The organism is Geomicrobium sp. JCM 19038 (assembly GCF_000698125.1).
Classification (GTDB): Bacteria; Bacillota; Bacilli; order Bacillales; family Marinococcaceae; genus Geomicrobium_A.
On record NZ_BAXA01000013.1, the window covers coordinates 55,618 to 70,719 of the forward strand.

14 protein-coding genes, 2 pseudogenes and 1 riboswitch are annotated in these 15,102 nt (G+C 41.8%); of the genes and pseudogenes, 2 read left to right on the plus strand and 14 right to left on the minus strand.

The window, feature by feature from the left end:
• Nucleotides 1-61: 61 nt before the first annotated feature.
• The 6 genes and pseudogenes from thiC to JCM19038_RS15395 form a co-directional block, all read right to left on the minus strand.
• Nucleotides 62-1,563: pseudogene (gene thiC, locus JCM19038_RS15375) on the minus strand (phosphomethylpyrimidine synthase ThiC); the annotation flags it as partial.
• A 200-nt stretch (nt 1,564-1,763) separates the two neighbouring features.
• Nucleotides 1,764-1,878, minus strand: a riboswitch (TPP riboswitch).
• Nucleotides 1,879-1,960: 82 nt separating this feature from the next.
• On the minus strand, nt 1,961-2,770 hold the full coding sequence (locus JCM19038_RS15380; protein WP_042419716.1) for a hypothetical protein: 810 nt from the start codon (nt 2,768-2,770) through the stop codon (nt 1,961-1,963).
• Between the two features lie 783 nt (nt 2,771-3,553).
• On the minus strand, nt 3,554-3,775 hold the full coding sequence (locus tag JCM19038_RS25150; RefSeq protein WP_307190048.1) for a hypothetical protein: 222 nt from the start codon (nt 3,773-3,775) through the stop codon (nt 3,554-3,556).
• Entirely contained in the window at nt 3,772-4,959 is a 1,188-nt protein-coding gene (locus JCM19038_RS15385) for a sodium/glutamate symporter (protein ID WP_307190049.1), read from the minus strand. Before JCM19038_RS15385 ends, JCM19038_RS25150 begins: the two co-directional genes overlap by 4 nt.
• Before the next feature lie 412 nt (nt 4,960-5,371).
• Complete coding sequence (locus JCM19038_RS15390) at nt 5,372-6,217, minus strand: CoA ester lyase (RefSeq protein ID WP_042419719.1); 846 nt, start codon at nt 6,215-6,217, stop codon at nt 5,372-5,374.
• 67 nt (nt 6,218-6,284) lie between these two features.
• Entirely contained in the window at nt 6,285-6,737 is a 453-nt protein-coding gene (locus JCM19038_RS15395) for a MaoC family dehydratase (RefSeq protein ID WP_238554453.1), read from the minus strand.
• A gap of 91 nt (nt 6,738-6,828) precedes the next feature.
• On the opposite strand from JCM19038_RS15395, the pseudogene JCM19038_RS21990 reads away from it, so the two are divergent.
• Nucleotides 6,829-7,683: pseudogene (locus JCM19038_RS21990) on the plus strand (LysR family transcriptional regulator); the annotation flags it as partial.
• A gap of 31 nt (nt 7,684-7,714) precedes the next feature.
• Here the strand turns inward: JCM19038_RS21990 and JCM19038_RS23885 are convergent.
• Nucleotides 7,715-8,890 (minus strand): acyl-CoA dehydrogenase family protein, encoded by a 1,176-nt coding sequence (locus JCM19038_RS23885; protein WP_042419722.1) that lies wholly within the window; start codon nt 8,888-8,890, stop codon nt 7,715-7,717.
• A 189-nt stretch (nt 8,891-9,079) separates the two neighbouring features.
• Between JCM19038_RS23885 and JCM19038_RS15405 the strand changes: the two genes are divergently transcribed.
• Nucleotides 9,080-10,231, plus strand: coding sequence for a CaiB/BaiF CoA-transferase family protein (locus JCM19038_RS15405; protein WP_042419724.1), 1,152 nt, complete (start codon nt 9,080-9,082; stop codon nt 10,229-10,231).
• An 84-nt stretch (nt 10,232-10,315) separates the two neighbouring features.
• Here JCM19038_RS15405 and JCM19038_RS15410 read toward each other — a convergent pair whose 3' ends face one another.
• The 7 genes from JCM19038_RS15410 to JCM19038_RS21995 form a co-directional block, all read right to left on the minus strand.
• A complete protein-coding gene (locus JCM19038_RS15410; RefSeq protein WP_042419726.1) occupies nt 10,316-10,507 on the minus strand; it encodes a hypothetical protein in 192 nt (63 codons plus the stop codon).
• Nucleotides 10,508-10,524: 17 nt separating this feature from the next.
• Complete coding sequence (locus JCM19038_RS15415) at nt 10,525-10,746, minus strand: hypothetical protein (protein ID WP_042419729.1); 222 nt, start codon at nt 10,744-10,746, stop codon at nt 10,525-10,527.
• A gap of 35 nt (nt 10,747-10,781) precedes the next feature.
• Nucleotides 10,782-11,225 (minus strand): NUDIX domain-containing protein, encoded by a 444-nt coding sequence (locus tag JCM19038_RS15420; protein ID WP_042419733.1) that lies wholly within the window; start codon nt 11,223-11,225, stop codon nt 10,782-10,784.
• 31 nt (nt 11,226-11,256) lie between these two features.
• Nucleotides 11,257-12,225, minus strand: coding sequence for a proline dehydrogenase family protein (locus JCM19038_RS15425; RefSeq protein WP_238554454.1), 969 nt, complete (start codon nt 12,223-12,225; stop codon nt 11,257-11,259).
• Between the two features lie 37 nt (nt 12,226-12,262).
• The gene (locus tag JCM19038_RS15430) at nt 12,263-13,453 is read right to left on the minus strand and encodes a DUF418 domain-containing protein (protein WP_042419735.1); all 1,191 of its coding nucleotides are present in this window, start codon (nt 13,451-13,453) and stop codon (nt 12,263-12,265) included.
• A 146-nt stretch (nt 13,454-13,599) separates the two neighbouring features.
• Nucleotides 13,600-14,604 (minus strand): acyl-CoA thioester hydrolase/BAAT C-terminal domain-containing protein, encoded by a 1,005-nt coding sequence (locus tag JCM19038_RS15435; protein WP_042419738.1) that lies wholly within the window; start codon nt 14,602-14,604, stop codon nt 13,600-13,602.
• Between the two features lie 87 nt (nt 14,605-14,691).
• The gene (locus JCM19038_RS21995) at nt 14,692-15,012 is read right to left on the minus strand and encodes a CHY zinc finger protein (protein ID WP_081831850.1); all 321 of its coding nucleotides are present in this window, start codon (nt 15,010-15,012) and stop codon (nt 14,692-14,694) included.
• Nucleotides 15,013-15,102 lie beyond the last annotated feature (90 nt).

Here is a 15,102-nt window from a genome sequence, read left to right on the forward strand (position 1 = left end):
CATGAGAAATTCGCATACTACAAAATTTCGGACCACACATTGAACAAAAGTGAGCTGTCTTTGCTCCTTCAGCTGGTAACGTTTCATCATGATAAGCCATCGCCCGATCTGGATCTAACGAAAGGTGAAATTGATCGCGCCAGCGGAATTCAAACCGCGCTCTCGATAAGGCATCATCTCGTTTTCTAGCTCCCGGATGACCTTTAGCAAGGTCTGCGGCATGTGCGGCGATTTTATACGTAATGACCCCTTCTCGAACGTCGTCACGATTTGGTAGCCTAAATGCTCTTTAGGCGTCACATAGCAAAGCATCGCTGTACCATACCACCCAATCATCGCTGCGCCAATCGCAGATGTAATGTGATCGTAGCCTGGAGCAACGTCTGTCGTTAACGGCCCTAACGTGTAAAACGGGGCTTCGTCACACACTTCTAACTGCTTATCCATATTTTCTTTAATGAGATGCATCGGCACGTGCCCAGGCCCTTCGACCATAACTTGTACATCGTATTGCCACGCTCGCTTCGTTAATTCACCTAATGTCTCAAGTTCAGCGAACTGCGCTTCGTCATTCGCGTCCGCAATCGATCCTGGACGCAAGCCATCACCGAGCGAAATGCAAATGTCGTAGGCGCGTAAGATCTCGCAAATCTCATCAAAGTGCGTATACAGAAAACTTTCTTCATGATGAGCAAGGCACCATTGAGCCATAATCGATCCACCTCTAGAAACAATGCCCGTTAATCGATTCGCCGTTAACGGAACATATCGCAATAAAACACCCGCATGAATCGTAAAATAATCTACACCTTGCTCCGCTTGCTCAATGAGTGTATCCCGATAAACGTCCCAAGTCAGATCTTGAGCGACACCGTTTACTTTCTCCAGTGCCTGATAAATCGGAACCGTCCCAACTGGAACAACGGAGTTACGAATAATCCACTCCCGCGTTCGATGAATGTTCTTTCCGGTTGAAAGGTCCATAATGTTATCTGCACCAAAACGGGTTGCCCACGTCATCTTCTCTACTTCATGTTCAATCGAAGACGAAACAGCCGAGTTACCAATGTTCGCATTGATTTTGACGTGAAAGTTTCGACCGATAATCATCGGCTCACTTTCCACATGATTAATGTTCAACGGAATAATCGCCCGCCCCTTGGCAACTTCTTCTCGAACAAACTCCGGTTCCATCTGTTCACGAATGGCAATGAACTCCATCTCAGGCGTGATCATGCCTTTTTTGGCATAATGAAGTTGGGTCACACATTGACCTGGTAGCGCTTTACGAACGGTATGTTGGAATTCTACTTGTTGTTGATCATACGTCGATGATTCACTACGAGCTCCATTGTCTTCAGGCTTTATTCGGCGTCCCTCATACTCTTGTGTATCCTTTCTTTCTACGATCCAATTTTCCCGAATAGCTGGCAGCCCTTCTGTTAACTGAATATGAGCGTTTTCGTCCGTATATGGTCCACTCGTATCGTAGACGAGAAGCGGTTCATTGTGCGTTTCCCTGCCGTCTTCATGAATGGTTGGACTTAACGAAATTTGTCTCATCGGCACTTGAATGTCAGGACGGGAACCTTGAATATACACCTTCTTACTACCTTCAAACTAGTCAACATTTCAATGTTTTCTTGTTGCACACTTTTTGTCATTTAAGCCTCTCCTTCAAACTAATTCCTAAAGGACGAGATCAAGAGCATACAAAAAACCAGATCGCAATAAATCGACCTGGTTTATCCATACAAGAAGTAATGACTCATAGATAACTTCCCTACGCTGGCATGATCCAGATCAGGTCCGAAGAGTCAAGAAGCTTCATTGCGCTTCCCTCTCAGCCCAGCTCATTGGGCTCCCCTAGTTAAGGTTATTTAATTCTGGCACAAGTATAGAATGGATTGAATAATAAGTCAAATCAGAATTTATCTGAGGAGGTGCAACTTCTTATTGATTATTGCGGATCAGGTGTGAATAGTTGCTGGAACTTCCGTTCATCAACATCTTCGTTTTCCAATTCAATAATCATAAAGCTCCATTGATCTTCCGTTGGTTGTTGAACGAAGAACGGAATTCCCTTGCCTACAACGTGGCTCCTAACTTCTAAGGCTTGACTCATCTTATCATTGTTAAAGCCAAAGTTATCAAACGTGTACACGTCTCCTGATTGCTCCACAACATGGATGGCAAATAATGCTGTTCTCGAAGGGGGCACATTAGTCGTACCTGGATTCCTCCGGATAAAAGGTTCAACAACGACATGATCCACTTCTTGCCAAGTTGCTTCTTGCCGCTCCGCGAATGATACGATCGACACGCCATCATGATCAATCACACGAACATGATCCCATGATATAAAAATCAACAGAGGCAACATCAGTAAGCTCGTAAAGAAGGGAATAAGCACACGTTTTTGTTTTATACCTTCACCAGACATAAGCGGAGCTACTGATATAATAAAGACGATAAACAGAATAACGATCAGCCACATGAATGAGTCATTCGCGTACAACATCATATAAAGCTCATCGCCTCGATTTAACGTATTTTCTTGAAGATCAAATAACCACATGAATCCGCCTATAGAGAAAGGTAAAAACAAGGCAAGATAAAAGAAAATCCGAGTATGATACCACAATCGTTGCTTAAGATTATGAAATCCATTTCGTACGCCAGTTCCTAAAAACCATACCGGAATTACAAACGTGAGTTGTATAAACAGATAGAATAAGATTTCACCTTCCTCAAACAAAGGATCGATCATTATGAAGGCCATCACCACGCAAACGCTTGTAAGCTAAAGCCAACAATGACACGCCAAGACCTAATCTTTGCTACTCCCTCACGCTTTTCAGTAGAAGTTTCACTCATCACTGATTCCCCCTCCATCGTTATTACCTACGTTTCGGAAAAGGAAAAAGTTTCTAGTGCATTAAAATTGAGAGAGAAATCATCCTAGACATACCAAGCCTTTAGAGGTTTTTGATAAAGTTTAATCAACCAGCTGAGGATTTCACCAATAAAATATACTGAGATAAATGTTCCGAAACCAATCGCCCCTTGCCCCTAACGATGTGCGACTATGCATGTCACTCCTTAATGAAATGGACGACATGAAGCAACGAGTTACCGAAAATGAGAACGGAGATGCCGGCACACATCGTGTCTCTTCGTCTTGTTCAAATTTTTTATTAGATTATATTAAACAGCATCGCAAACACTACCACCACTTGAAAGCTTATCATTAACAGAAAATATTAAGAGTGCTTTTCAAAATAAGCAAGTAGAACCAAACGTTATTATTGATGCAAAGATATTCAAATGGTCATCCAGCTAGTAAGCCAAGAAATGGGTGCCTCTGTTATTCCAGTCCAGTGCCTATCAATACCATATGACTCCATTACACTTAGACCGATTAAGGATTTTGATGATGTGATGGGACCTTCCATTATTAAATTGAAAGACTCACATCAATCTGTCGCCGCACGACAATTTTGGCAACTGATAACCAAAACATCACAACAAAAAATCAGCAAGGGAATCACCCCTACGCTGATTTTTGTTTTCCAAAATAGAATACACCTAGTATCCAAAATAAAATCATTAAGACAGTTACACCAATGAACGACGGCATTAAACCGAACTGGATAATAAACGGCATCGCCGCTGCTGTTACGAGACCTCCACCGACCATCGGTTCAAAGAAGACCTGTTTATATCCAAACGCTTTCATTGCTGGTGTTTCTTGTTTCGGATCGACGATTTTCATAAGCATGATTCCAGTTGCCGCAACCCCCATCGATTGTCCATAATCACCAATACCACGCTCAAACAATGACTTGGAATCATACGAGGAGCAAGATACAGGAACAAGACGACGTTAATTACAATACCAGCAACCGCTAGAATAATGAACTCCCAAATGTTTGCCCCAATAACAGACAAGCTAAGTGTCGCTAATGCACTAAGAATTAAAAAGTCGAGTGCTGTGTTTTGAATGCGTAAAACCGTCTCGCGGTCAACCAACGACTTCTTATCAAAACGAGACATGAACACTTGCAAAATAATACCGCCGATCATTGCAAATGGAAACAACGGAACGTGGGCAATTAACTCTATACCTGATGCTGCGTACCAAGTGACTTGCTCAACCCATAGAAGCCCTTCCAAAATCCAATAACCGATAAAAATGGCGATCGCAACGAGACCTAAATGAAAAGCCAATGGCTCAATCGATACGCTTGAAGTCGTCTGCTTTCCAGAAGATTGACGGTTTTCAACGTCAATAATTCCTGATTGTTGTTCAAACGACAGCTCATCAGGGTGTGATAGCGTTGACAATTTCCCGCGACGAGCAGCAATGTTAAGCATGATGATTCCGATGATTACACCAGTCAAAAGACCAATAGTCGCAAGACCTAAAGCTAAATCATACCCTTCTTCAAACCCTAAGGAAACGAAACTTTCTTGCAAACCAGCAGCCGTACCATGTCCTCCGACAAAACTAATTTCAATCAAAGCACCTGCTGCAGGACTCATACCAAAAACAGGTACAAGAATTGTCATTGCAAGCAAAATACCCACTGCATATTGTGCCCACGTCATCACATAACCAAGTGAAATTTGTGGTCCACCGACTCTCCAAATTTCAGATAGTTTTGGAAGTACAAAGCCAATGAATAACGTTGCAAACACGACATTAATTAATAAACCCGGAAGTTGAGACCAAACGTCCATCATTTCTTCCGTAAATAACCCATAAGAAGTTGAACCCTCTGAGGAGAAAAATCTTCCTAATACCTCTGGTCCTAAGAACAGAGCTAAAAAACCACCAATTAACGAACTTGGCAAGAAAAGTCTTTGCAGCAATGGCGATTTGACGCGAATCCACTTACCAAGCATTAAAACCATGCTAAGCACTACGAGCGCAAAGCCGATAACCTGTAATGACATAACATCCAATCCTTCACTAACCGAGTTTCATATGTAGCTACGTTTAACCAAATACTAAATAATATTTTTATATAATATTATATGGGACAACGCCCTATATTCTATGTGATAAATTATAGAAAAGCAATGCAAAAAATAATTTATCAACTTATAATAAAAGTTTTCAAACAAAGTTTTAGAATGACAATTTTCTGCAAAACAAGTTGTTATTTTGTTCCCTCTTTTTAGAATTTAAATGATCACCTACTATAGAATTTTTCCGCTTCAGACGATCGTACTATCCTTTTTAAGGTCTATAGTGGGATACTTAATTCACAAGGTTCTTTAGCTTTATATCGCATAGTTCTCTGCTCTTGTTCCGCGCTCGCCCTCTCTTGCTACGCGCTCCTTGACCTAAAAAAGCGAAACGGCTCTAGAGCCGTTTCGCTTTTTTAGTCTCATATTGATCTATCATTTTCATAGCTTGATCGTAGACAGGATAGTCGACCATTTTTCCATCGACTTGGATTGATGCTATCCCTTGTTGTTGAGCGTCTTCGAAGGCTTTCTTAATCGTTTTAGCTGTTGTGTATTCTTCACTCGTTACTGAATAAATACTATGAAGGTGTTCAATTTGATTCGGGTGAATTAATAGTTTCCCTCGAAAGCCGAGCGCTTTATGAACGGTGCTTTCTTTTCGGAAGCCATCTGAATCTTTGAAATCCGTATAAACAGAGTCGATCGGTGACTCTAGTCCTGCGGCTCTCGATGCAAGGACGACTTGTGATCTGGCATGAAGTAATGAAGTCCCATCTTCTGTTTTCTCAATGCTCAAATCTAGACAATAGTCTTCCGCACCAAACGCTAATTGACGAATGCTTGGAGAGGCCTTTGCAATTTCCATCACATTCCACATACCTTCAGCACTTTCGATAATTGGTACGATCTCGTTGCATCTCGATGTTTGCGCCTCAATCGTTTGAATGTCTTTTGCACTCGTTACTTTTGGAACCATTAACGAATAGCTGATAAGCTCTTCAACTGCTCGTAAATCGTCTTGCCAATACTCCGTTTCTAAATCGTTAATTCGAATAAACAGATGTTGTGGTGATTGTTGTTGCAACGCGTAAATGAGCATCGCTCTAGCATCAGCCTTACTCTCTTTTGCTACCGCATCTTCTAAGTCAAAAATCACTGCATCGGCGTCTGACTCAATGCCTTTTGTGATTAATTTCTCTGAACTCGCCGGAACGAACAACCAAGAAAGTGGTCGAATCATTGTTGTTTCAACACTTTATTCAAAAGTTCGTGCTTTTCTTTTGGCGCGTAATCTTTCTTGTAAACCATCATTGTGCGAAGGAAATGAATGACAATTTTGCCGTCTTGATTATAGCATACGTCTTAATTCGAACGATACCTACGTTATCTCGAGACTTTGATTCTCGCTTCTCTAGTATTTCACTATAGGAATGAATCGTATCGCCTTCAAAAACCGGATTAGGAAGTTTCACCTCATCCCAACCTAAGTTTGCCATGACGTTTTGGGAAACGTCTGACACTGATTGACCTGTGACAAGCGCAATCGTAAATGCCGAATTGACTAACACTCGGTCGAAATCCGTTTGCTCTGCGTAAACTCTATCAAAGTGGATGGGATTTGTATTTTGTGTGAGTAATGTGAACCATTGATTATCTGTTTCTGTTACGGTTTTGCCTAGCGGGTGAGGGTAAACATCTCCGATTTCAAAATCCTCATAGAACCTTCCATTCCACCCTTGCTTGATTTCATTAACTGTCACATTCAACACCCTTCCTATTTATTATTCACAAACGTTGCAGTAGTATAAAAATAACGAATGTTTATACATCATTGGAGTGAACGCTATGGATATGTCTCAACTAAAAAACTTCATTATTACCGCTGAACAAGGCAGCATGACAAAAGCTGCTGATCTGCTAATGCTCTCACAACCTGCATTGAGCCGTTCGATCACATCACTAGAGACAGAATTAGGTGTTCCATTGTTCGACCGTAGAAACCGAAAGATTGTTCTTAATCGTTTCGGCAAGACATTTCTTACTGAAGCAAAACAAATTCTTCAGCGCTGGGATCACACACGAACGTCAATCTCAAACATGGTCGATCCTGAATCTGGGAGCGTATCGATTGCATTTGTCCACAGTTTGGGAATTGCGTACGTTCCTAAATTGCTAAAGACGGTAAAAGAACACGAACCGAAATTTTCTCTTTCCTTACAAGAAGTGAACGCCAATGCCATTATCAAAAGTTTATTAACGAATGATATCGATTTTGGCTTTGCCACACAGTTCCAAACATTCGCCGAGCTAGAATACCAACAACTGTTCAAAGACAATCTCGTACTCGTCGTTTCCATTAATCATACGTTTGCCAAAAGAGATCAAGCCGTTACTCTTGATGAATTAACCAAGGAACCGCTCATTCAATACAGTCCCGGAACCGAGCTTAAGAAATTACTCGACGCAGCTTTCGCGGACAAAAACAAGTCGATGAACATCGCCTACGAAGGACTCGAGATTAACAGCATTATCGGAATGGTCAAAGCCAACTTAGGTGTAGCGTTTATGGCTGAGTCGATTGTCGATTCCTTATCAATGACCGGTCTTCAGAAAGTTGCTGTTGAGAACTTCAAAGTGGAACGCCCGATCTACTTCATCCACAAAAAACAAGGCTTTCTTTCCAATGCCGCGACTCACTTCAAGCAGATGGTGTTGGACTTCCACCACCTACACTCCGTTAATACGAACGAGGCATTTTTAAGACATGTTGTCCGAGGTATGAAAGAATCATGTTGTTATTCACCGGGGCGACTTGATACATTCTCGTTTCACGGAACTTCCGCTCTACATCGTACTCATCAACAAAACCGTTGCCGCCGAATGTGTTAATACACGCATTTGCGGCTTCCCAACTCGATTCACTAGCCAAATACTTCGCCATGTTCGCTTCTTCCCCGCACTTCTCGTTTTGGTCAAACTTCGTTGCGGCTCTGTCTCGAATGGCTTCTGCTGCCTTAACATTGGCATATGCCTTTGCAATTGGAAATTGAATGCCTTGGTTAGAACCAATTTTCCGATTGAATACCTCACGTTCGTTTGCATAATTCGTCGCTTGATCAATAAAGAAATACCCATCGCCAATCGCTTCAGAAGCAAGCAAAATTCGTTCTGCATTCATCCCATCAAGTACGTACTTAAAACCTTTTCCTTCTTCTCCGATTAGCGCCTTTTTTGGAATGTGCATGTCTTTGTACCAGATTTTATTCGTCGCGTAATTGAACATCGTTCGTACCGGCTCAATCGCAAGGGAATCTGGTTGATTTGCTCGTATTTCCCTAAGATCGATAAGAAATAAGCTAATGCCATCTGTTTTCTTTTCTACTTGTTCAAGTGGAGTTGTTCGTGCGAGTAGCATTAATAAATCCGACTGCTCAATGCGACTCGTCCAGTTCTTATGTCCATTCACAATGTAACCATCGCTCGTCTTCACAGCTTCCGTTTCAATAGCCGATGTGTTCGAACCCGCTTGAGGTTCTGTAATGGAAAACGACTGAAAACGAATGTCGCCTTTTGCAATGCCTGGTAAGTATTCTTTTTTCTGCGCTTCACTTCCATGCTTTAAAAGCGCACCCATCGTGTACATCTGAGCGTGACAACCAGCTGCATGTCCGCCGCTTCGATGAATTTCCTCAAGAACAACGTTAGCTTCGGTAATGCCATACCCTTTTCCACCGTACTCTTCTGGGATTAATACCGATAAATATCCTTTCTCCGTTAACGTGTTCACAAACTCATACGGATACTCGCGGATTAGATCTAAATCTCTCCAATATTTATTTGGAAACTCACGAAGCAACGCACGAACTTCGCTTCGTAGTGTCTCAACATCCACCTCATCATGTTTGACTACCATGCGACACCCTCCTTTTGTTTCTTATATTGTAATCGTTTTAAATGTCAGAAAACAATCGCAACTGTGCATAGAATGCATAACAAAAACGCATCGATGCAAATTCTGAATCTAACTTATGCAAGATTGCGATTGTTCTTCATAAGAGGGATCGATAGACTATGACTAACTTAAATGAAGGAGGCGTAGCGTATGCAACCACTAAAAGGCATTACTGTCGTATCAATCGAACAAGCAGTCGCCGCCCCATTTGCAAGCCGCCAACTAGCGGACCTAGGTGCTCGCGTCATAAAAATCGAACGTCCTGAAGGTGACTTTGCTCGAGGTTACGATGATACCGTGAATGGTATGTCGAGTTTTTTCACTTGGCTTAATCGTTCTAAAGAATCCGTCGTCCTTGATCTAAAGGATAAAGAAAATAAAGAACTACTAGATTCGATCTTGAGTCAGGCCGATGTTTTCCTACACAACTTAGCGCCTGGGGCAATCGACCGACTCGGGTTTAGTAGTAAGCCACTTCGTGAACAGTATCCGAACTTAATTACTTGCAGCATTTCTGGATACGGGGAAACCGGTTCTTACACGAATAAAAAAGCGTATGATTTACTCATCCAATGTGAAACAGGTGCTGTTTCTGTTACCGGGACCGAAGACACCCCTTCGAAAACGGGCATTTCCATCGCTGATATCGCTGCTGGGATGTACGCTTTTAGCGGCATTCTTTCAGCTATTATCGCAAGGGGCCAAACCGGGAAAGGGACTCACTTAGACATTTCAATGCTTGAGGCACTCGGGGAATGGATGGGATTTCCAATGTACTATGAAGGGATTGGTGATAAGAAGTTGAACCGTACCGGTGCAGCGCACGCATCCATCTATCCATACGGCCCTTTTGAAACGTCAGATAAGACGATTTTCATTGGCGTACAGAACAATCGAGAATGGGCAATGTTCTGTGAAAAAATCCTTGAGGACAAGACGCTAGCGACCGATGCTCGCTTTGCGGATAATGCGCGCCGCCTCGCCAACAAAGAACGTTTAGGAGCAATCATTCAAGAGAAGCTGCAAAACCTTCTTTCAGCAGATGTGATCGAACGGCTCGATTCAGCTTCTATTGCCAATGCCAACCTTAACGATATGACTGCATTTCGAAATCATCCTCAATTAAAAGAACGTTCACGATGGACGAAAGTTGGCAGCCCCGTTGGTTTTGTTGACGCGCTGCTTCCACCGATCAACAGTGAAGACTTTGATATTGTTATGCAACCAATCCCAGAGATCGGCGAGCATACCGAGCTTGTGAGAGAAGAATTCCAACAAAAACGAAGAGAACAATCGTTGTGATACTCCCCCTCTTACTTAGATGGGTGGAATGCCAGGAATGATGTAATTCGAAATCAAAAAAAGCTGTTGAGAGTCAACAGCATGCTAATTAATCCTATGCAAATATGTAGCAAAAACGAGCAGGGCGACAGACATTCCTGTCGTCCAGTTCATAAACGGAACATGGAACAGTGTCGTATAAATAAGATTCAAGCCGATGATGACGACACTACAAAGAATGAGAAATGGTACAACAAACCGTTCAAACTGAATTGACCTTCCGAATAATTGAATCATATGATTCCCCCTATTGATCAAACCAATCGTCTTCTTAAAAACTGGCGTATCGATCGCATTCGATCCATAACCCAAGTTGCTACTAAGCCAAGAAGAACAGGCAATAGCGAACGAGCCGCTTGCAACACCTCTTCATAGTTGCTTCCTATGAGGAATGAATGACGAGTGACGTTCTGATCTATAATTGACAAACCCACATAACAAATCCCTGCAAATAGTAACAGTTGGAAAGGCATCACTTAAACTACTCCTCTCATCTAGTATACGTTCATTTCTAATTCACATCACCCAAATAGATAACCGCTTCATCTGTTTGTAAGACTTGGGCTACAAGTGCTTTTGGATATAACCGAATCGATGGTAGTTGGTCTTTATGAATCCACTCCATCCCGACCTGGTGTGAGTCTGGATTGCTTGGCTTCACTTCGTCGCCAATGATCGAGCACGCAAAATAAAACTCAATTTGATGCACATCCCCATCGAAAGACGCGAATTCATGATGTTTTCCAATGTACTCCCTAAGGTGAAGTAACTCTCGTACGTCAACTTTCTTCCCGACTTCTTCTCTACATTCGCGAATGAGCGTTTGTTGGAGTGTTTCACCGTGCTCTTGACCGCCTCCTGGAAACAAATAGAAGTAACCGTCACGATCCTCGTTCTTCGTTAATAATACACAATTGTCGTCAATGATGATGGCTTTTGCTGAGTTACGGATCATGATTATCTCCCTCTTGCACTTCAATGAATGATTAATACTGCTTTAACGCATCTGATTTCCCTTGAATGAGATCCGTAAATGCTTGATAAATGTTCGGAGGGTACTCGGCAATACGGTGAACAAGGTAAAGGTACCATTCACTTCCATAGGTAAGGTAAATTCTTACAGAAGCTCCGTCTGCTTTTAGGCTTTCGCTTAATTCAGGACGAACCCCATATAGAAATTCTGCCTCAATCCATTCATAGCTGAAATACTCTTTTTCTTGAATGTGACTAAGAATGTGTTCATCATGCGTAGCGATCGATACAGCCTTTCTTTCTTTCACACACATTCTAACCAATTCTACATAACGTTCATTTAGCTCATCAGAACGGGCAATATGAAGATCTTCAGGTTCTTCATACGCACCTTTTACAATCCGTACAGGTCCTTTAAACTGAAGTAATGTTTCTAGATCTGATTTCGAGCGATGCAAATGGGCTTGAATAGTTACACCGACGTTCGTGTAATCGAACGCAACGTTTTCGTATACAGCTAGTATATCATCGGTTTTCGAAGATTCTTCCATACTAATCATAAGATGAATGTCTTGTTTCTCGGCCGCTTGCGCTAATTCCCTCAAGTTCTCTTCTGCGAATTCAAGGTCAACGAGCAAACCGATATGAGACAAGTCAAAAGAAACTCTCGCTTCAAATTCGTTTTCGCGACACGCTACGATTAGCGCTAAAAATTCGTCTTTCGCTCGTATGGACTCTTCACGTGTCGTCGTGTTTTCACCAATAAATTCGAGGGAAATCCGATAACCTTTATCTAGTAGCTCCTCACCAATCGCCAACGCATCGGATTTCGTTTCCCCAGTTACAAATCGCTTTGCCGCTCGTTGTAACAACGGAAATAACAAATCAGAATGTTGAATATGCTCTTTCACTTCTAAGTTTCTTGCTACTGATTTCATAGATTTTGCGAATTCTAATTCTACGACACTCATCTCTCTCTTCATGTAGCTTACACTCCTATTCATCTAGCTGTTGATGTTCTCATCGTTTTTTTAGCGGTTGCCTTTTCCCGTACGTTGCCGTACGCCATAGCCACTCCATGGGTCCGTAATGAAATGCTTTTAGCCAGTAATAGCTCACCAGTATTTGAATTAGGAATACAACGACAACAACCGCCAATCCTAATCGTAGATTCAAAGAGCCAAACAACCCGAATCCTGCAAAGAATCCTACACCGATGATGGACTGCAACAAATAATTGGTTAGAGCCATTCTACCTACAAACTGAAATGGCTTTAGGATCTTCTGCCAACGACTGCTTTGCAATAACCATAATAATGAAGAAAAGTAGAATAATGAGTGACTAATCGCACTAAACATCATAAACATTTGGATATAGACATCACTTCGGGCGCCTAGGTCAAACATATCAAAGTAAAGTGAAAACATGACCCCACTGATGGTTAGACTCAGTATGAATGTGATTAGCCACAAACGCTTTATAAAGCTTTTCTTCTCTTCAAAATGGGAGACCAACTTCGATTTGCCAATAGAAAGACCAAGTAGAAACATAAACAATGCCGTCAACATTGAAAATGGAGTACTCTTTAGAACCGGAATGACTTCATGACTAAATCGATAAACAATCCAGTCGATATAGCTTGCGTTATGATAAACCGAAACGGCTTGTTCGACTTGTACAGCATTTGCATCCCTTGTTCCTTCAATCCCAGCTTCAAGTTTTTCCTGAGGTACGAACAGCGTTGCTACCACTAACAGAAACAATAGACTGGCAAATAAACAAATCCATACGATGATTGTCTTCAATTTTCTTCGATAAAATACTAACAACACAACCCCTGCCACCGCGTAACTATGCAAAATATCGCCATACCATATAAAAATTAGATGAAGTAAACCGATGAAAAATAAAATGAGCATCCGTCTTATGTATAACTTGCGATACATGTTGCCTTTTTCTTGTGCACGACTTAGAAAGATATACGACCCAAGCCCAAACAGAATGGCAAACAATGAAAAGAATTTATTTTGAATAAAAAGGTCAATGAATAGCTGAATCCACTGATCACTGCCTTCGCTCAATGGAGGGTCTGAAATAAACAAATGAGGAATTTGAAAAAGCGAAATGTTCGCGATGAAAATCCCAAGTAGTGCGATTCCCCGAATGATGTCAATGGAATGCCAGCGATCTTCGGGTGCAAGCGGAGACAATTCTGAAGTCGTTGCTATATCGATTACCTCCTATCGCCCAATTTTATCTGTTAATTCTAACATTGATTGTTTTCTATACGTAAAATCTTAATAATTTTGTCGCAAAAAAACCTGTAAAACGGAATTTCTTCCTTATTTTACAGGCGTTAGTGTTGAACATTCTCTTCTAAAAACCTAAAAAGCTGTTGATCGCTATGCACTTTCGCTTCTTCATTTGCTTCTTCTGTACCGCCCAATGCCATCCCACCAAGATTCACCGGTCCTCCGAATGTGTGACCTGCGTCTTCATAGATGACGGCTTCCGCGTTATCTCCGATTTCTGCTGCAATTATCTCAGCCGCTTCGTCTCCTTGCCACATCGCATCTTCACGCGCACCAAAGAGTAAGGCTTTCCCGTTAAACATCGACGTATCAATCCGAGCTTCTTCAGTATTATCCGAGTTCTTCACCGCAGATTCATACGTCTCTCGGTATGCAATAGGTTTAGCAACAAGCATATCGACCATCATTCGCATCGTCGGTCCAAAATCCGCTTGATTAAAACTAATGTATGGCAACTCTTCTCCATCATACGTCCATGATGAACCAGCAGCTTCGCTAAAGTCTAAGCCCATGTACGTATAGTGACTCGGTGTGTACAACACTAAATGATTTATTTCTTCATAATAATTCGTCAAATTAAGTCCGAGTTCAGCGCCTTTTGAATAACCGATGACTGTCATCGGCTCACCTTCCAAATCCGAATGAATTAAAAAATCACCAAAGAATTCTAATGGGACTCTGTTCAAGGTTGTCGCCTGATTCGGTGCACCGAAGAAAAACAAAGCATACGTTTCATACCCTTTTGATGCAATGTTTTCTGCTACTTCGAAATTACTACTCCCTTCAGATCCGCCGAATACGATAATCGGCTCAGCTGCGATTGGCTCATCCGGAATAAAATGAAACCCATTCGCCATCCCACTTTCAAAGTGCTCTACCACTCCACCAGCAAATGCATCTGGATAGGCTTCATAACGATGATATTCAGGCACTTCCTCATCACCCCAACCGTAATGCTCCGCATTGTAAAACCGCAATCCAAAAACTCCTACAACTACAATTGCAACAACAATGCCGAGCGATAATAGAATTCGTAAAAAGATCTTCATGCCAACACCCCCTCTTATGTACATTATGTAACACTAACTCGCTTCATCACTTGCCTTAATAGCATTTGAAGAACCTTTTTCTCCCACTTAAGAAGACACATTCATATACAAATGATAGTGGTTGGCACACCTTTCGTTGAACGGTGAATGGCAATGGATACAAGCATCCGTTTTTAGATACTCATAAATCGTATGTTCTTTTTTGCACACACCACACAACATCGCTCGTTGATCAAATTCTTCGCGATCCCACGTTTTGCGAGCGTGGTTTTCACAAGCATCATGACACTGATAACAAGGGTAGTATTTACCACAGCATTTAAATTTGATGGCCACAATGTCTTTACTTGTGTGATAGTGGATACATCGTGTTTGATCGTCGGTAATGTGTCCATATACGTTGACCATACGTCGTTCACTTCCTTTTATGAGAATTCTTGTAGACTTGTAAAGTATCTTCAATTTCACCGAGCCCTCTTATGACGTTTTTTGAATCGA